The following is a 15,877-nucleotide window of genomic DNA, read 5'->3' as shown; positions in this document are numbered from 1 at the left end:
ACCGGGGGCGCGCAGACCGTCGGTTTGCCCCCTCGATCACACCTCGGGGTCCGACCGGGCGCCGCCCCGGTTCGGCACGCCGGCGGTCGTCCCGGCCCCCGCTCGGTCGACCCGCGGGTGCCCGGCGCCTTCAGGGTCCCGCCACCCCCGGACCGGCCGCCCCTCGCGAGGCCGTGCCGTACGGGAAGGCCCGGCCTCGGCCGTCAGGCCTTCCTCTGGCGTGCGTAGTGGCGCTGCGCCTTCGCCCGGTTTCCGCAGCCGGCCATCGAGCACCAGCGGCGCGTGCCGTTCTTGGACACGTCGTAGAAGTGCAGGATGCACTCGGGGTTGCCGCACGGCCGGATCCGTTCGGGCCGCTCCGCCAGCAGCCGCAGGTAGTCCTCGGCCGCCCGCCACGCGGGCAGCCAGGAGGGGCTCTCCACCTCGACGAAGGTGTCCGGCCCGTCGGGGCGCAGCAGGTGCCCCCTCCGGCCGTGCGCGAGTACGGCGTTCAGCGCCTCGACGGCGTCGGCATCCGGGCGCCGCGGATTCGCGATCGCCTTGTCCAGGGCGGTGCGCGCCTGGAGCAACCGCTCCAGCGTGTCGCGGTCCACCGGGACCGGCACGTCACCGAGGGCCCGGCTCACCAGGGGGCCGGCGAGCCAGGTCGCCAGCCCGTCGAGCGAGCCCAGCAGGTCGTGACGGCCGGCGGCGTCGATCCAGCGGGTGTTGAGCAGGTCGATGCCGAGCGGTTCATCGGTCAGGGGACGGGGATCGGCCCCCGGAGTCGGCGGCACGGTGCGGCGGCCTTCCTGTGCGGTGACGACTGGACCACACGACCACCATAACCGGTCATCGACCGGTCACCGGTTGACACCCCTTTCCCCTAACCCCTAAAGTCCATTTCAGTGGTTACGAGACGGGCTCGTGACGATGAGTGAAGGCATGTGGTGGACCATGGCCAAGGCGAAGACCCTGCAGACCGGTCACGTGGGAGTGAACGTCACCGACCTCGAGCGTTCCCTCGCCTTCTACCGCGCCGTCTTCGGCTTCGAGGTGGTGGCGGAGGGCAAGGAGGACGACCGCCGCTGGGCGTTCCTCGGCCGGGACGGCCGGATGCTCGTGACGCTGTGGCAGCAGAGCGCGGGCTCGTTCGCCACCGACCGGCCGGGGCTGCACCACCTGTCGTTCCAGGTGGAGACCGTCGAGGAGGTCAAGGCCACCGAAGAGGTGCTGCGCGACCTGGGCGCCCGGTTCGCCTACGACGGTGTCGTCCCCCACGGCGAGAACGGCACCTCCGGCGGCATCTTCTTCACCGACCCGGACGGCATCCGCCTGGAGGTCTACGCGCCCACCGGTGCCGACCCGGCCGACACCCCCACCCCCGGCGCCCCCACCTGCGGATTCTTCTAGTCCTGTCGTCACACTCCGTCGTCGCCCGGCACCCCGCCCGACCGCCGGGCGATCGCACGCCGGCACACTCGGAAAGGACATGCCGTGGCCACGTATCACAGCGGCGAGATCGCGGCACAGGAACGCGCCGGTCTCACCGGGCAGGCGGAGTTCTCACTCGGCGGCATCGGCGGGAGCATCCCGCCCGTCGCGAAGGACTTCCTCGCCCGGCAGCCGCTGATCGTGCTGGGTGGCGCAGCCCGCGACGGCCGCATCTGGGCCACCCAGCTGACGGGCGAGGCCGGGTTCCTCCGGGTGCCCGACCCCCGCACCGTCGTGATCGACGCCCTGCCCCTGCCGGAGGACCCGCTGGCCGAGGTCCTGACCGGTGGACCGGCCGTCCGGATCGGGATGATCGCCATCGAACCGGCCACCCGGCGCCGGATGCGCATCAACGGCCGGTCCCGCCGGGAAGGCGGCGGCCTGCGCGTCGACCTCGACCAGGTCATCGCCAACTGCCCCAAGTACCTGCAGAAACGGGACTACCGCAGGGCCGGGCCGGACGAGGGCGGGACGGCGGACCGCACCGTCACCGACGGCACCGGACTCAGCCCGGCCCAGCAGCGGGCGGTGCGCGCGGCCGACACGTTCTTCATCGCCACCGCCTCCGACCGCGGCGACGCGGACGCCTCCCACCGCGGCGGCAACCCCGGTTTCGTCCAGGTGCTCTCGCCCACTCTGCTGCGCTGGCCCGACTACGTCGGCAACGCCATGTTCCTGACCCTGGGCAACCTGCTGCTCAACGCGTCGGCGGGCATCCTGGTCCCGGGCTGGGAGACGGGCACCACCCTGCACCTGTCCGGCACCGCACGCATCCTGTGGGACGCCGAGGAGATCGCCGAGGTGCCCGGTGCGCAGCGCCTGGTCGAGTTCTCCGTCGAAGCCGTACGGGAGATCACCGCCGCCTCGCCGCTGCGGTGGACCCGCCCCGGCTACTCGCGCTTCAACCCCCCGGTCGGCTGACGCCGGCCGCACCGCACACACCGACGACCACCGCTGGATCCCTACGGAGCGACCATGCAGATCACCGTGGACACGAACCTCTGCGAAAGCTACGGGCAGTGCGTCTTCGCGGCACCCGAGATCTTCTCCTTCGACGACGAGGACCACCTCACGTACGAGGCCGCCCCGTCCGACGCGCTGCTCGACAGGGCCGAGAGGGCCGCGGCCGCCTGCCCGGTCCGCGCCGTCACCGTCTCGGCCGCCCCATGAAAGCCGGCGGCCGTCGCGAACTGGTCGTCGTGGGCGCCTCGCTCGCCGAACCGCGAGCGGCTCAGATCACTCGGTGTGACGAAGTACTACGGGACATCCCCGGCGCGCAGCCGCGCCACCCGGGCCGTACTGAACTCCGCCGTCCGCCGCAGGTGGGCGACGAGCGACGCGAGCTGCGACTCGTCCAGGTCGTCGAAGAGCCCCACCCAGCCGTCGCCCAGCCGCTCCCACGTCCGCCGGAACTCGGCGATCTTCTCCGGCACCGTCGCCACCAGCACCCGCCGCCGGTCGGCCGCGTCCCGCTCCCGGACGACGTACCCCGCCTTCTCCAGCCGGTCCACCAGCCGCGTCGCCGAACCGGTCGTCAGCCCGGTCAGCTCGGCGATCCGGCCGGTCGTCACCGGTCCCCCGTCCTCCAGCACGAGCAGGTTCAGGCACTGCAGATCGGTCTGGTGCAGGCCCAGGCGGTCGGCGGCGGCCTGCGTGAACAGGGCGTAGGAGGCCAGGTACCGGCGGGAGACGGCGGCCAGCTCGTCCAGCAGCCGTTCCCGTGCCGCGCCGTTCCCTTCGCTCGCACCGCTCATCCCGCTCACCCTTCCCGGCCGCACCGCGCGGCGGCCGGCGTCCCCCATGTATCCCCCGTGGAGCCGATGCCAGGCGCCCCCCAACAGGTGACACGGCCGGGCACCGCCCCCCCTTGCCGCGCCACCGCCGACGGACGACGGGCGGCGGACGGCGGGCTGCGGAAGGACGGCGGGCGGCGGGAGGACGGGCTGCGGGCGGCGGAAGGACGGCGGGCGGGGGGGGCGGCACGCGGCGTGCGAAGCTGCCCGCATGCTCATCCTCCGCTCCGCCGCCCTGTTCGCCGTCGCCGCGCTGTTCGAGATCGGCGGCGCCTGGCTGGTCTGGCAGGGCGTGCGGGAACACCGCGGCTGGCTGTGGGTGACCGGCGGCGTCCTCGCCCTCGGGGCCTACGGCTTCGTCGCCACCTTCCAGCCCGACGCCCACTTCGGCCGCATCCTCGCCGCGTACGGCGGGATCTTCGTCGCCGGATCGATCCTGTGGGGCGTGGTCGCGGACGGCTACCGCCCCGACCGGTGGGACATCGCGGGAGCGCTGATCTGCCTCGCCGGCATGGCGCTGATCATGTGGGCACCGCGCAACGGCGGCTGACCACCCGGCCACCGGCACCGGCACACCAGCACAGCGGCACCGGCACCAGCACCGGGCCACGGCACACCAGCACCAGCACCAGCACCGGGCCACGGCACACCGGCACCAGCACCGAGCCACGGCACACCGGCACCGGCACCGGCACCGACACCGACACCGGACCAGTCGGCCACCGGCCACCGGCCACCGGCCACCGGCCCAAGCCGGAGCGGACCCCCCGGCCACCGGCGCCGGACCACGGCCCGCCGGCCCCCGCGTCCGGACACCGGACACCCGGGCCGCCCGTTCCCGCACTCCCCTACCCTGGGCGGCGACCGCCCCCTGATCCCGTACCGAGGAGCAGCCCATGGCCGCCGCCGCCCCGTCCGCCGCCTCCCGCATCGCCGTCGTCACCGGTGCGAGCAGCGGCATCGGTGCCGCCACGGCCCGGCAGCTCGCCGCGGCCGGTTACCGGGTCGTCCTGACCGCCCGCCGCAAGGACCGCATCGAGGCGATCGCCGAGGAGATCACCGCGGCCGGCCACTCGGCGACGGCGTACCCGCTCGACGTCACCGACCGCGCCGCGGTGGACGAGTTCGCGACGGCGTTCAAGACGGTCGGCGTGCTGGTCAACAACGCCGGCGGCGCCCTCGGCCTGGACCCGGTGGCGACCGGCGACCCGGAGGACTGGCGCCGGATGTACGAGACGAACGTCCTGGGCACCCTCAACCTCACCCAGGCCCTGCTGCCCAAGCTGGAGGCGAGCGGCGACGGCACCGTCGTGGTCGTCTCCTCCACGGCCGGTCACGGCACCTACGAGGGCGGCGCGGGCTACGTCGCCGCCAAGCACGGCGCCCACGTCCTGGCCGAGACGCTCCGGCTGGAGATCGTCGGCCGGCCGGTCCGCGTCATCGAGATCGCGCCCGGCCTGGTGAAGACGGAGGAGTTCGCCCTGACCCGCTTCGGCGGCGACAGGGAGCGGGCGGAGAAGGTCTACGCGGGCGTCCCCGACCCGCTCACCGCCGACGACGTCGCCGACACCATCACCTGGGCGGTCACCCGCCCCAGCCACGTCAACATCGACCTCCTCGTCGTCCGCCCGCGCGCCCAGGCCTCGAACACGAAGGTGCACCGGGAGGCGTGACCCTCCCGGCGTCCCGCGACCGCGATCTGACGGTCCGTCACCCCTTCACGCAGACGACCTGCTTCAGCTTCGCCACGACCCGGACGAGGTCCCGCTGCTGGTCGATGACCTGCTCGATCGGCTTGTAGGCGGCCGGGATCTCGTCCACGACGCCGAAGTCCTTGCGGCACTCCACGCCCCGGGTCTGCTCCTCCAGGTCCCCGGTCGTGAAGCGCCGCTTGGCGGCGTTGCGGCTCATGCGCCGGCCGGCGCCGTGCGAGGCCGAGTTGAAGGACTTCTCGTTCCCGAGCCCCTCCACGATGTACGAACCCGTGCCCATGGAGCCGGGGATGATCCCGTAGTCGCCCGAGCCCGCGCGGATCGCGCCCTTGCGGGTGACGAGCAGGTCCATGCCGTCGTACCGCTCCTGCGCCACATAGTTGTGGTGGCAGGAGATCTCCCGCTCGAAGGCCGGCCTGGCCTTCTTGAACTCCTTGCGGACCACGTCCTTCAGGAGCGCCATCATGAGGGTGCGGTTGTGCCTGGCGTACTCCTGCGCCCAGAACAGGTCGTTGCGGTACGCCGCCATCTGCGGGGTGTCCGCGACGAACACGGCGAGGTCGCGGTCGACCAGGCCCTGGTTGTGCGGGAGTTCCCGCGCCACGCCGATGTGGTGCTCGGCGAGTTCCTTGCCGATGTTGCGGGAGCCGGAGTGCAGCATCAGCCAGACGGCGCCCTCGGTGTCCAGGCACACCTCGATGAAGTGGTTGCCCGACCCGAGCGTCCCCATCTGCCTGACCGCCCGTTCCTCACGGAACCTGACCGCCTCGGCCACCGAGCCGAAACGCTTCCAGAAGTCGTCCCACCCGGACGTCGCCAGCCCGTGCAGCCGGCCCGGGTCGACGGGTTCGTCGTGCATGCCCCGCCCCACCGGGATCGCCTGCTCGATCCGCGACCGCAGCCGCGACAGGTCCCCCGGCAGGTCGTTCGCCGTCAGGGACGTCCTCACCGCGGACATCCCGCATCCGATGTCGACGCCGACCGCCGCCGGGCAGACCGCGCCCTGCATGGCGATGACGGAACCGACCGTCGCGCCCTTGCCGTAGTGCACGTCGGGCATCACGGCGAGCCCCTTGACCCACGGCAGGGTCGCGACGTTCCGCAACTGCCGCAGCGCCACGTCCTCGACCGAGGCGGGGTCGGTCCACATGCGGATCGGCACCTTCGCGCCCGGCATCTCCACGTACGGCATTTCGTCCTCGTTCCCCCGGAAAGCCAACAGAAGTCTCGAAGCGCAAAACCGGCGCCAGGGTCGATGAAAAAGGACAACGGACCGGCGTCCACGGCAGCGCGTGCGATACACATTGTCTCCGGGGGACGCCCCCGTGCGGCAAGCGAATAACCAGCAGGGACACTGAAGGACCGACCCCACGGCCCACCGGTCCGGGCCACTGTCGAGAGGAGCCCCACCGTGCAGCGGAAGGCGTACGTACCCGGCGTCGCCGCCCTCCTCGCGGCGGTGCTGGCCGGTTGCACGGGCGGCTCGGGCGACGGCGGCACGACCGACGACGCCAACCCGGGCGGCACCGGCCGGACGACGGCCGCCGCCGAGCCGGGCAAGTACCACACGCTCCCCGAGCCCTGCGGCGCGATCAGCCGGGGCACGCTGGACTCGCTCCTGCCCGGCATCGAGGAGATCGCGGACGACGAACAGCGGGAGAAGGCGTACGCGGGCGAGGCGACGCTCACCTTCGACACCGACCGCAAGGTCGGCTGCCGCTGGAAGGTGGAGTCGGCGAGTGCCGTGGACCGCCTGCTCGTCGACTTCGAGCGGGTGGTGTCGTACGACTCCGCGGTCAGCGACGACAGCGAGGCCGAGCGGCTCTTCGCGCGGAAGGAGGACGCGGCCGACCTCCCCGAACCGTCCGGATCGGCGTCGGCGTCGGCGTCGGCGTCCGAGTCGGCGTCCGGCTCCGGCACGACCCCGTCCGCCGCCGCGGGCACCGCCCGCCCGTCCACCCCCGATCCATCCGCTTCATCCGGTTCACCCGGTTCGTCCGCCTCCTCCGCCCCGGCTTCCGGAAGCGCCTCGGCGGCCCCGCCCCCCGGCGACGCGACCGCCGACCTCCGGTCCCGCCTCCTGGACGGCCTGGGCGACGAGGCGTTCCTCGACGACGAGCTGAGCTCCGGCTCGGCGGCCGAACAGCGCACGGTGACTGTGGCGTTCCGCACGTCCAACGTCATCGTGACCATCGAGTACGCGCAGCAGCCGACGACGGTCGGCACCGTCCCGGACAGCGGGGAAATGCAGGACAGGGCGCGGAAACTGGCCTCCCGGCTGGCGGACGCGCTGAGCGGCTGACGTTCCTTCGGCCCCTCCCCGGTGCTCGCGGGAAGCTCCCCGGGCGCGTCCGCCCGGCCGCCCCACCGCGTACCGTGACCCCTCGAACCCGTCCGGACCGCAGGAACCACGAGCGTCATGAGTGAAGGAACCATGCAGCGACGAGCCCAGCGAGACCAGCGAGACCAGCGAGCGAAACGCCTCCCCCGCTTCCTCGTCTGCGCGGCCGCAGTCCCCGTGATGCTGGTCGCCGCCGGCTGCTCCTCCGACTCCGGTGGCGACGACGGCAAGGCGGCGAAGGCCACCGCGTCGGCGTCGGCGTCCGCGTCCGCGAGCCCTTCGCCGACGGTGCGGCCGGCGGCGTACGCGAAGCTGCCGGAGCCGTGCGAGGTGCTGTCGAAGGACACCCTGGGCGACCTGGTGCCCAAGGCCGGCAAGTCCGGCAAGGAGGGCACGTCCAACGATGTCGGGACCCGGGGCAACTGCTCCTGGAGCAGCCTCCAGGACAACGGGGTGAAGGGCTCGCAGTTCCGCTGGCTGAACGTGTCGCTGCTGCGGTTCGAGTCGGACGTCACGCGTGGCGCGGGCGACGACCTGGCGCGCGAGTACTACCGCAAGCAGGTCCAGGACGCCCAGGCCACCGAGGACGCGCAGAAGGTGAAGGCGGAGCCGGTCGCCGGCACGGGCGACGAGGCGACGGCCGTGCGCTACGACCTGAAGAAGGAGGACGGCACCTTCAAGCAGCAGACGGTCGTCGCGCGCGTCGAGAACGTCGTCGTCACCCTCGACTACAACGGCGCAGGCCTGGCGGGTGACGAGACCCCGGACGCCGACGACCTGATGAAGGACGCGCGGGAGGCGGCCAAGGAGGTGGTGGCCGCGGTGAAGGCCGCCAACGGCGCGGGGACGGCGAGCGGTTCGCCGTCCACGGGCGCCTCGTCCTCCCAAGGCACCGCGAAGGACGAGGACGGCGCCTCGCCGTCGCAGGACGCCTCCCCGTCCGAGTCGCCCGTGAGGAAGCGCTGACGGAGCGCTGCCGCGGAGGAGCCGGCGCCGCGTCGCTCCGCGTCGGAGGAAGCGGATAAAGGCCCCGGGACCGGCCACCGCGACCGCCTGGCCACCCGTCCCCCTGAACACATGTGCCACTCTGTTGCGCGCAAGGACACGCAACGGGAGGGGTACGGGTGGCCGCGCCACTGCAGCTGACACGGATGCACCGGATTCTCATCGGCGTGGTGGTCACCGGTGCCGTCGTCATCGCCGGGATCGGTTTCGCGGGTTCGTACGCGGCCGTTCGGGAACTGGCCCTCGAGAAGGGTTTCGGGGACTTCAGTTACGTCTTCCCGATCGGCATCGACGCGGGCATCTGCGTCCTGCTCGCCCTGGACCTGCTGCTGACCTGGATCCGCATCCCCTTCCCGCTGCTGCGCCAGACGGCCTGGGTGCTGACGGCGGCGACGATCGCCTTCAACGGCGCGGCGGCCTGGCCGGATCCGCTGGGCGTGGGCATGCACGCGGTGATCCCGGTGCTGTTCGTGGTCGCGGTCGAGGCGGCCCGGCACGCGGTCGGCCGGATCGCCGACATCACCGCCGACAAGCACATGGAGGGCGTCCGCCTCACCCGCTGGCTGCTCTCCCCGGTGCCCACCTTCCTGCTGTGGCGCCGGATGAAGCTGTGGGAGCTGCGCTCCTACGACCAGGTCATCAAGCTGGAGCAGGAACGTCTCGTCTACCAGGCCCGCCTGCACTCCCGCTTCGGCCGCGCCTGGCGCCGCAAGGCCCCGGTGGAGTCCCTGATGCCGCTGCGCCTGGCCCGCTACGGCGTCCCCCTCTCCGACACCGCCCCCGCCGGCCTGGCCGCCGCGGGCATCGAGCCGGCGCTGCTCCCGTCGCCCCCGCGGCAGGAGCCCGCCCCCGCCGGGGCGCCCGTGCCCGCCGCCGGGCGGCGCCCCGAGCTGGAGGACGGCCGCGGCGGCGGGCGGGGCCCGCGGTCCGCTGCCGGTTCCGCCCCGAGGACCGCGCCCCCCGAGACCGAGCCCCCCGAGACCGAGTCCGACCAGAGCCCGTGGTTCAACACCCCGCGCCAGGTCGCGTACCAGGGCGGCTACGACCCCACGTACGACCCGGCCGAGCAGTACGCCCAGTGGTACGAGGAGCAGAAGCACGCCGAGGAGTACCGGGACCAGTACGAGGAGGAGCCCCCGTTGCAGGAGCCCGCTCCGGAGGAGACCGGCACCTTCCCCCTCCCCGCCGCCCGCGAGCCGGGCGGGGGCGGCGGCGTCCGGCCCCCCGGGCCCGAGGACCCCGGGGCCGGAGCCCCCGAGGCCCCCGAGACCGCCGGGGCGACCGAGCCGGACGACGAGGCGTACTACCAGGTCTTCAAGCAGTCGATCAACGGCAGCTTCCCGACCCCGCGCGAGTTCGGCGACAACGTCGAGGCGACGTTCGGCATCACCCTGACCGACGCCGGCGCCAAGCGCCTGGTGGACCGCTTCTCCGCCCGCTTCAACGCGGAGCTGGAGGAGAACCACATCGCCTGACCGGCGGCGGGTACGGCGAAGGGGGCGCCCGGCGGACACCGGGCGCCCCCTGTCGTACGACGCGGACTTACTCGCCGAGCAGGCGCCGCACCCGCTCCTGCCCCACCGCCAGCAGCAGCGTGGGCAGCCGCGGGCCGGTGTCGCGGCCCACGAGCAGGTGGTACAGCAGCGCGAAGAAGGACCGCTGGGCGGTCTTGATCTCCGGCGGCAGCTCCTTGGGCGTGGCGTCGGCGGAGAACCCGGCCTGGACCTTGGGCACGCCGTAGACGAGGTGGGTCAGCCCGTCCAGCGACCAGTGGTCGGCGAGGCCGTCCAGCAGCAGCCGGACCGACTCCCGGCCCTGGTCGTCGAGGGACTTCAGCAGCTCGGTGTCGGGCTCGTCGCGGACGACGGTCCGCTGGTCGGCGGGGACGTGGGTGTTGATCCACGCCTCGGCCTTGTCGTACCGCGGCCGGGCCTCGTCCAGCGAGCCCAGCGGTCGGGAGGGGTCCAGCTCGCTGAGGATCCGCAGCGCCTGGTCCTCGTGGCCGGCGGTGATGTCGGCGACGGAGGCCAGGGTCCGGTACGGCAGCGGCCGCGGCGTCCTCGGCAGCTCGCCGGCGGCCGTGCGCACGGCGCGCGTGTGCGCGGCGGCGTCGGCGGGCAGGGCGGTGCCGTCGGCGACCTTGGCCTCCAGGCGGTCCCACTCGTCGTAGAGCCGCTGGATCTCCTGGTCGAAGGCGACCTTGAAGGACTGGTTGGGCTTGCGGCGGGCGTACAGCCAGCGCAGCAGCTGCGGCTCCATGATCTTCAGCGCGTCGGCCGGGGTGGGGACGCCGCCCTTGGACGACGACATCTTGGCCATGCCGCTGATGCCGACGAAGGCGTACATCGGGCCGATCGGCTGCTCGCCGCCGAAGATCCCGACGATCTGCCCGCCGACCTGGAACGACGACCCCGGCGAGGAGTGGTCGACGCCGCTGGGCTCGAAGATCACGCCCTCGTAGGCCCAGCGCATCGGCCAGTCGACCTTCCAGACCAGCTTGCCGCGGTTGAACTCGCCGAGGCGGACCGTCTCGGAGAAGCCGCACGCGGTGCAGGCGTACGTCATCTCGGTGGAGTCGTCGTCGTAGGCGGTGACGGTGGTGAAGTCCTTCTCGCAGTTGCCGCAGTACGGCTTGTACGGGAAGTACCCGGCGGAGCCGGAGCTGCCGTCGTCCTCGGACGCGGCGCCCGAGCCCTCGGCCGCCTCCAGCTCGGCCTCGTCGAGGGGCTTCTGCTGCTTCTTCTCGGGGGCCTTCTTGGTCCGGTACTGGGCGAGCACGGCGTCGATGTCGCCGCGGTGCCTCATGGCGTGCAGGATCTGCTCCCGGTACGCGCCCGAGGTGTACTGCTCGGTCTGGCTGATCCCGTCGAACTCGACGCCCAGCTCGGCCAGCGAGTCGATCATCGCGGCCTTGAAGTGCTCGGCCCAGTTCGGGTGGGGCGAGCCCTTCGGCGCCGGGACGGAGGTGAGCGGCTTGCCGATGTGCTCGGCCCAGCTCTCGTCGACGCCGTCGACGCCCGCCGGGACCTTGCGGTACCGGTCGTAGTCGTCCCAGGAGATCAGGTGGCGCACCCGGTACCCGCGGCGCCGGATCTCGTCGGCGACCAGGTGCGGGGTCATGACCTCACGCAGGTTCCCCAGGTGGATGGGCCCGGAGGGGGAGAGCCCGGACGCGACGACGACCGGTTTGCCCGGGGCCCGGCGCTCCGACTCGGCGATGACCTCATCCGCGTAACGGGAGACCCAGTCGGTGGTCTCGGTGCTCTGAGCCACGATCGGCACGTCCTCTTGATTCTCGTTGATTCTCGGAACTCGGGGAGGGCGGAAGTCCTGGCCCTCTGAAGCCCTGGCCTCCCCATCCTCCCAGACGTCCCCACGACCGGGAAAACGGCTTTGTCCCCCGGCTCTGCCCCCGTGGGATACTTGCCGCGTCTATCCATTCCACGAGGAGAACGGCACCCTTACCTATGGCCCCGGTCACGTCCCTCAGCGACTCCGTCCAGCAGCACCTCGCCTCCGCCCTCGCCGCCTCCCTGCCCGAGGCCGCCGGCGCGGACCCGCTGCTGCGACGAAGCGACCGGGCCGACTACCAGGCCAACGGCATCCTCGCGCTGGCGAAGAAGGCCAAGGCCAACCCGCGCGAGCTGGCCGCCCAGGTCGTCTCCCGCGTGGTCACCGGCGACGTGATCCAGGACGTCGAGGTCTCCGGCCCCGGCTTCCTGAACGTCACGGTCACCGACCGGGCGATCACCGAGAACCTCGCGGCCCGCGCGGCCGACCCCGAGGGCCGCCTCGGCGTGCCGCGCGCGGAGCGCCCCGGCACCACGGTGATCGACTACGCCCAGCCGAACGTGGCCAAGGAGATGCACGTCGGCCACCTGCGCTCCGCGGTGATCGGCGACTCGGTGGTCCAGCTGCTGGAGTTCACCGGCGAGAACGTGGTCCGCCGTCACCACATCGGCGACTGGGGCACCCAGTTCGGCATGCTCATCCAGTACCTGGACGAGCACCCGCACGAGCTGGACCACGACGGCGCCCGGGTCAGCGGCGAGGAGGCGATGTCCAACCTGGACCGCCTCTACAAGGCCGCGCGCAGGCTGTTCGACTCCGACGAGGAGTTCAAGACGCGCGCCCGCCGCCGGGTGGTCGACCTCCAGGCCGGCGATCCGCACACCCTGGCCATGTGGCAGAAGTTCGTCGACGAGTCGAAGATCTACTTCTTCTCCGTCTTCGAGAAGCTGGACATGGAGATCCGCGACGCGGACATCGTCGGCGAGTCCGGCTACAACGACATGCTGGCCGAGACCTGCCGCCTGCTGGAGGAGTCCGGCGTCGCGGTCCGCTCCGAGGGCGCCCTGTGCGTCTTCTTCGACGACGTCAAGGGCCCGGACGGCAAGCCGGTCCCGCTGATCGTGCAGAAGTCCGACGGCGGCTACGGCTACGCGGCCACCGACCTGTCCGCGATCCGCGACCGCGTCTTCAACCTCAAGGCGGACACGCTCCTGTACGTCGTCGACGCCCGCCAGTCGCTGCACTTCAAGATGGTCTTCGAGACCGCCCGCCGGGCCGGCTGGCTGAACGACGACGTCAAGGCGCACCAGCTCGCCTTCGGCACCGTCCTCGGCAAGGACGGCAAGCCGTTCAAGACCCGTGAGGGCGAGACGGTGAAGCTGGTGGACCTGCTGGACGAGGCGGTCGAGCGTGCCTCCGCCGTGGTCCGGGAGAAGGCGCAGGACCTGTCCGAGGAGGAGATCGCCGAGCGGGGCGCCCAGGTGGGCATCGGCGCGGTGAAGTACGCGGACCTGTCGACGTCGGCGGGCCGCGACTACAAGTTCGACCTCGACCAGATGGTCTCCCTCAACGGCGACACCTCCGTCTACCTCCAGTACGCCTACGCCCGGATCCGGTCCATCCTGCGCAAGGCCGGCGAGGCCCGCCCGCAGGCCCACCCGGAGCTGGCCCTGCACGAGGCCGAGCGCGCCCTGGGCCTGCACATCGACGCCTTCGCGCAGACGGTCGCCGAGGCAGCGGCGGAGTACGCCCCGCACAAGCTGGCCGCGTACCTGTACCAGCTGGCGTCCCTGTACACGTCCTTCTACGACAAGTGCCCGGTGCTGAAGGCCGGGACGCCCGAGCAGGTGGAGAACCGCCTGTTCCTGTGCGACACCACGGCCCGCACCCTGCACCAGGGCATGGCGCTGCTGGGCATCCGCACGCCCGAGCGTCTCTGACCTCACCGCGGGAACCGCGACGACGCCCTCCCGGCGGCCGAGGCCGCCGGGAGGGCGTCGTGCGTGCGCGCCGGCCGCCGGGGCGGTCAGGCGTAGTAGCGGATGGTGCCGCGCAGCGCGGGCTCGCCGCCCTCGCAGTGCTGGGTGAACGTCGCCGCGAACGCCTTGATCGTGCCGTCGTCGCCGCGGGCCAGCCGGGTGACGGTCAGTTCGCCGGTGACCTGGTTGCAGCCGCGCCCGTTGCCGAAGACGTCGAGCCCTGCGACGCCCGTTCCGTGGCTGCGCTCGGCCCGGTAGGTGCGGCCGGCCTCGAACTGCTCGCCGGTGGGCGGGGTGAGCAGGGCCGTCCAGTACTCCCGCTTGCCGGAGACGCCGTACTGGACGCCGTCGCCGTACCGGCTCAGGGAGAAGGTGCTGGTGGCGCCGGTGTGGTTCTGGGCGAGGCCCTGGCCGATGTAGTCGCCGGCGTCACTGGTGTAGGAGTACCTCAGCGGGAACGCGTTGAACTTGACCACGCCCTTGAGGGCGGGCGCGTCGGCGCGCTCGCAGCGCTGGGTGTAGGTGGCGTCCAGCACGGTGATCGCCCCGGAGGTGTCCGTCTCGATCTGGTTCACCGAGAACTGGCCGTAGACCTCGTTGCAGCCCCGCCCGTCGCCGGACACGTCCAGGCCCGGGGAGCGGCCGGTGCGGAAGGCCGCCCGCTCGGCGTTCCGGTAGACGCCGGGGTGGAGCTTCTCGCCCACCGGGGCGGCGAGGTCGACGTCCCACCAGGTGTCGTCGGTCTGGACCCGGAAGCGGACGTACGCGGCGTCGCCGCCGGCGGTGATGGTCGCCGTCGCGGGTGTGTGGGCGGTGCTGCCGCCCTGGCCGATGTAGTCGCCGGCCTCGCTGGTGTGGCTGTACTTCGTCACGGCCACCGGTGTGCCGCCGGCCGCCTGGGCGGGCGCGGCGAGGGCCGCCGTCAGGCCGGCCGCCGCGGTCAGGCTCGCCAGCGCGCCGAGCAGGGCGCGTCTCCATCCTGTGCGGGTGCGCACGGATGTCTCCCCCCTCTGTGAGGTCGGGCTCCCCTCGAAGGAGCTCGAACTTATGTATGAGCAACCGACAGAGGCCTGTCCCGGGGACCGCCCGGCAAAACGCGGGGGGCACACATTTCACATCCGTCCGTCCGGCCGCGCGGTCACGTCGGCAGCGCCACCCCCTCCGGCACCGTGATGCCGAAGTCCTCGTCCAGCACCCGCCGGATCTCCGCCTCCCCGCTCATCTTCCGCTCGGTCACGGTCCCGTCGGCGCGGACCTCCGTCAGGAGGCTGCCGTCGAGGAGGAGGTGCCGGTCCGCGGCGGTGCGCCGGACGTAGGGGCGGCGGCTGAAGGGGGATCGCGGGCTGGTGGCGACGAACCAGTTGGCGACCTCGAAGTCGACGTGTTCGAAGGGTTCCAGGGTGAACGCGTACTGCGCCTTCCAGTCGCCCTCGGCCGGCCGGTACGCCTCCAGCACCCATGTCTCCAGCAGGCCCCGCCGCGGCGCGTGCACCAGACGGTGGCGGCGCCCGGCGCCGCGGAACTCGGTGCCGGCGGTCAGCGGCACCGGTTCCAGCAGCGAGCCGCTCGCGCCGAAGCCGACGTCGGCGAGGTGGGGCCGCGCCTGGCCCGGTATCTCGACCAGCAGCGTCATGTGGGTGCGCGGACGGCTCTCCATCCGGTCGGCGCCCACGACGACCCGCGCGGCCAGGCGGGTGACGCCGAAGCCCAGCGCCTCGAGCGCGGCGGCGAACAGCGTGTTGTGCTCGAAGCAGTAGCCGCCGCGCCGGTCGCGGATCAGTTTGGCCGTCAGGTCGGCGAGGCCGAGGGAGGGCGCCCTGCCGCCGACGGCGTCCAGGTTCTCGAACGGGATGGACCGGATGTGGGCGAGGTGCACCCCCCGCAGCGTCTCCGGGTCGGCGCGCCGTTCCCCCTCCCAGCCGATCCGCCCGAGGTAGGCGTCGAGGTCGAACGGTGTGGTCTGCGCGGGCTCAGGCATGCCCCCCACCGTACGGAAGACCGGCCCGCCCCGTCCTCCGCCCGCGGCCGGAACCGGCCTCCGTCGCCGGTCCTGGGCCTTCCGGACCCCTCCGGTCCCGGGCCGGCGCCCCGACCCCCTCGGCCGCGCCTTCTCGCAGCCCCTCCCCCAGCCTCCGCGGCCCCTCCGCGATCTCCTGCGGCGTCCGCGTCACGAAGCACGGCCGCAGCGTCGAGCGGTCCGGCTCACCGGCGTGGAAGGGGGCCCCGGGCACGTACGCCGCCTGGTGCCGGACCACCGCCGGCAGCAGCCGGGGACGGTCCGGC

General features: G+C 72.7%; 15 protein-coding genes and 1 pseudogene. 9 read left to right on the top strand and 7 right to left on the bottom strand.

Going from position 1 to position 15,877, the window contains the following annotated elements:
• Window positions 1–203 precede the first annotated feature (203 nt).
• Entirely contained in the window at window positions 204–776 is a 573-nt protein-coding gene (locus ACSU6Z_RS16605) for a CGNR zinc finger domain-containing protein (protein WP_437046508.1), read from the bottom strand.
• A 160-nt stretch (window positions 777–936) separates the two neighbouring features.
• Here ACSU6Z_RS16605 and ACSU6Z_RS16600 point away from each other — a divergent pair, with 160 nt between their 5' ends.
• From ACSU6Z_RS16600 to ACSU6Z_RS16590, 3 genes are all read left to right on the top strand, one after another.
• Window positions 937–1,392: a VOC family protein gene (locus tag ACSU6Z_RS16600; protein WP_437050347.1), complete on the top strand. Its 456-nt coding sequence runs from the start codon at window positions 937–939 to the stop codon at window positions 1,390–1,392.
• An 84-nt stretch (window positions 1,393–1,476) separates the two neighbouring features.
• Window positions 1,477–2,394 (top strand): pyridoxamine 5'-phosphate oxidase family protein, encoded by a 918-nt coding sequence (locus ACSU6Z_RS16595; protein WP_437046506.1) that lies wholly within the window; start codon window positions 1,477–1,479, stop codon window positions 2,392–2,394.
• A gap of 54 nt (window positions 2,395–2,448) precedes the next feature.
• Entirely contained in the window at window positions 2,449–2,643 is a 195-nt protein-coding gene (locus ACSU6Z_RS16590) for a ferredoxin (RefSeq protein ID WP_437046504.1), read from the top strand.
• Window positions 2,644–2,729: 86 nt separating this feature from the next.
• Here ACSU6Z_RS16590 and ACSU6Z_RS16585 read toward each other — a convergent pair whose 3' ends face one another.
• On the bottom strand, window positions 2,730–3,227 hold the full coding sequence (locus tag ACSU6Z_RS16585; RefSeq protein WP_437046502.1) for a MarR family winged helix-turn-helix transcriptional regulator: 498 nt from the start codon (window positions 3,225–3,227) through the stop codon (window positions 2,730–2,732).
• Window positions 3,228–3,477: 250 nt separating this feature from the next.
• Here ACSU6Z_RS16585 and ACSU6Z_RS16580 point away from each other — a divergent pair, with 250 nt between their 5' ends.
• Entirely contained in the window at window positions 3,478–3,816 is a 339-nt protein-coding gene (locus ACSU6Z_RS16580) for a YnfA family protein (RefSeq protein WP_437046500.1), read from the top strand.
• Window positions 3,817–4,162: 346 nt separating this feature from the next.
• Window positions 4,163–4,939 (top strand): SDR family NAD(P)-dependent oxidoreductase, encoded by a 777-nt coding sequence (locus tag ACSU6Z_RS16575; RefSeq protein ID WP_437046498.1) that lies wholly within the window; start codon window positions 4,163–4,165, stop codon window positions 4,937–4,939.
• A gap of 37 nt (window positions 4,940–4,976) precedes the next feature.
• Here the strand turns inward: ACSU6Z_RS16575 and ACSU6Z_RS16570 are convergent, their stop codons facing one another.
• The gene (locus tag ACSU6Z_RS16570) at window positions 4,977–6,170 is read right to left on the bottom strand and encodes an RtcB family protein (RefSeq protein WP_437046496.1); all 1,194 of its coding nucleotides are present in this window, start codon (window positions 6,168–6,170) and stop codon (window positions 4,977–4,979) included.
• Window positions 6,171–6,389: 219 nt separating this feature from the next.
• Between ACSU6Z_RS16570 and ACSU6Z_RS16565 the strand changes: the two genes are divergently transcribed.
• The 3 genes from ACSU6Z_RS16565 (at window position 6,390) to ACSU6Z_RS16555 (ending at window position 9,799) form a co-directional block, all read left to right on the top strand.
• Window positions 6,390–7,280, top strand: coding sequence for a DUF3558 domain-containing protein (locus tag ACSU6Z_RS16565; RefSeq protein ID WP_437046494.1), 891 nt, complete (start codon window positions 6,390–6,392; stop codon window positions 7,278–7,280).
• 117 nt (window positions 7,281–7,397) lie between these two features.
• Complete coding sequence (locus tag ACSU6Z_RS16560) at window positions 7,398–8,285, top strand: DUF3558 family protein (protein ID WP_437046493.1); 888 nt, start codon at window positions 7,398–7,400, stop codon at window positions 8,283–8,285.
• 158 nt (window positions 8,286–8,443) lie between these two features.
• On the top strand, window positions 8,444–9,799 hold the full coding sequence (locus tag ACSU6Z_RS16555) for a DUF2637 domain-containing protein (RefSeq protein ID WP_437046491.1): 1,356 nt from the start codon (window positions 8,444–8,446) through the stop codon (window positions 9,797–9,799).
• Between the two features lie 67 nt (window positions 9,800–9,866).
• Here the strand turns inward: ACSU6Z_RS16555 and lysS are convergent, their stop codons facing one another.
• Window positions 9,867–11,606 carry a lysine--tRNA ligase gene (gene lysS / locus ACSU6Z_RS16550; protein WP_437046489.1) on the bottom strand — a complete coding sequence of 580 codons (1,740 nt, stop codon included), beginning with the start codon at window positions 11,604–11,606 and terminating at the stop codon, window positions 9,867–9,869.
• Between the two features lie 185 nt (window positions 11,607–11,791).
• Between lysS and argS the strand changes: the two genes are divergently transcribed.
• Window positions 11,792–13,555 (top strand): arginine--tRNA ligase, encoded by a 1,764-nt coding sequence (gene argS, locus ACSU6Z_RS16545; RefSeq protein ID WP_437046487.1) that lies wholly within the window; start codon window positions 11,792–11,794, stop codon window positions 13,553–13,555.
• Between the two features lie 86 nt (window positions 13,556–13,641).
• Here argS and ACSU6Z_RS16540 read toward each other — a convergent pair whose 3' ends face one another.
• The 3 genes and pseudogenes from ACSU6Z_RS16540 to ACSU6Z_RS16530 form a co-directional block, all read right to left on the bottom strand.
• On the bottom strand, window positions 13,642–14,589 hold the full coding sequence (locus ACSU6Z_RS16540) for a hypothetical protein (protein WP_437046485.1): 948 nt from the start codon (window positions 14,587–14,589) through the stop codon (window positions 13,642–13,644).
• Window positions 14,590–14,732: 143 nt separating this feature from the next.
• The gene (locus tag ACSU6Z_RS16535; RefSeq protein ID WP_437046484.1) at window positions 14,733–15,572 is read right to left on the bottom strand and encodes an arylamine N-acetyltransferase family protein; all 840 of its coding nucleotides are present in this window, start codon (window positions 15,570–15,572) and stop codon (window positions 14,733–14,735) included.
• Between the two features lie 133 nt (window positions 15,573–15,705).
• Window positions 15,706–15,873: pseudogene (locus tag ACSU6Z_RS16530) on the bottom strand (PLP-dependent aminotransferase family protein); the annotation flags it as partial.
• Window positions 15,874–15,877: the final 4 nt, after the last annotated feature.

The sequence above is a fragment of the Streptomyces sp. enrichment culture genome, assembly GCF_964273145.1.
Classification (GTDB): Bacteria; Actinomycetota; Actinomycetes; order Streptomycetales; family Streptomycetaceae; genus Streptomyces.
The sequence above is the reverse complement of the archived record's forward strand: the minus strand, read 5'-3'. Positions and strand labels throughout refer to the sequence as shown.

What these genes read in the sequence shown, in the direction of transcription:
- ACSU6Z_RS16535 (WP_437046484.1), bottom strand. Translation starts at nt 15,572, where the DNA reads ATGCCTGAGCCCGCGCAGACCACACCGTTCGACCTCGACGCCTACCTC.
- ACSU6Z_RS16575 (WP_437046498.1), top strand. Translation starts at nt 4,163, where the DNA reads ATGGCCGCCGCCGCCCCGTCCGCCGCCTCCCGCATCGCCGTCGTCACC.
- ACSU6Z_RS16600 (WP_437050347.1), top strand. Translation starts at nt 937, where the DNA reads ATGGCCAAGGCGAAGACCCTGCAGACCGGTCACGTGGGAGTGAACGTC.
- ACSU6Z_RS16570 (WP_437046496.1), bottom strand. Translation starts at nt 6,170, where the DNA reads ATGCCGTACGTGGAGATGCCGGGCGCGAAGGTGCCGATCCGCATGTGG.
- ACSU6Z_RS16590 (WP_437046504.1), top strand. Translation starts at nt 2,449, where the DNA reads ATGCAGATCACCGTGGACACGAACCTCTGCGAAAGCTACGGGCAGTGC.
- ACSU6Z_RS16560 (WP_437046493.1), top strand. Translation starts at nt 7,398, where the DNA reads ATGAGTGAAGGAACCATGCAGCGACGAGCCCAGCGAGACCAGCGAGAC.
- ACSU6Z_RS16585 (WP_437046502.1), bottom strand. Translation starts at nt 3,227, where the DNA reads ATGAGCGGTGCGAGCGAAGGGAACGGCGCGGCACGGGAACGGCTGCTG.
- ACSU6Z_RS16580 (WP_437046500.1), top strand. Translation starts at nt 3,478, where the DNA reads ATGCTCATCCTCCGCTCCGCCGCCCTGTTCGCCGTCGCCGCGCTGTTC.
- argS (WP_437046487.1), top strand. Translation starts at nt 11,792, where the DNA reads ATGGCCCCGGTCACGTCCCTCAGCGACTCCGTCCAGCAGCACCTCGCC.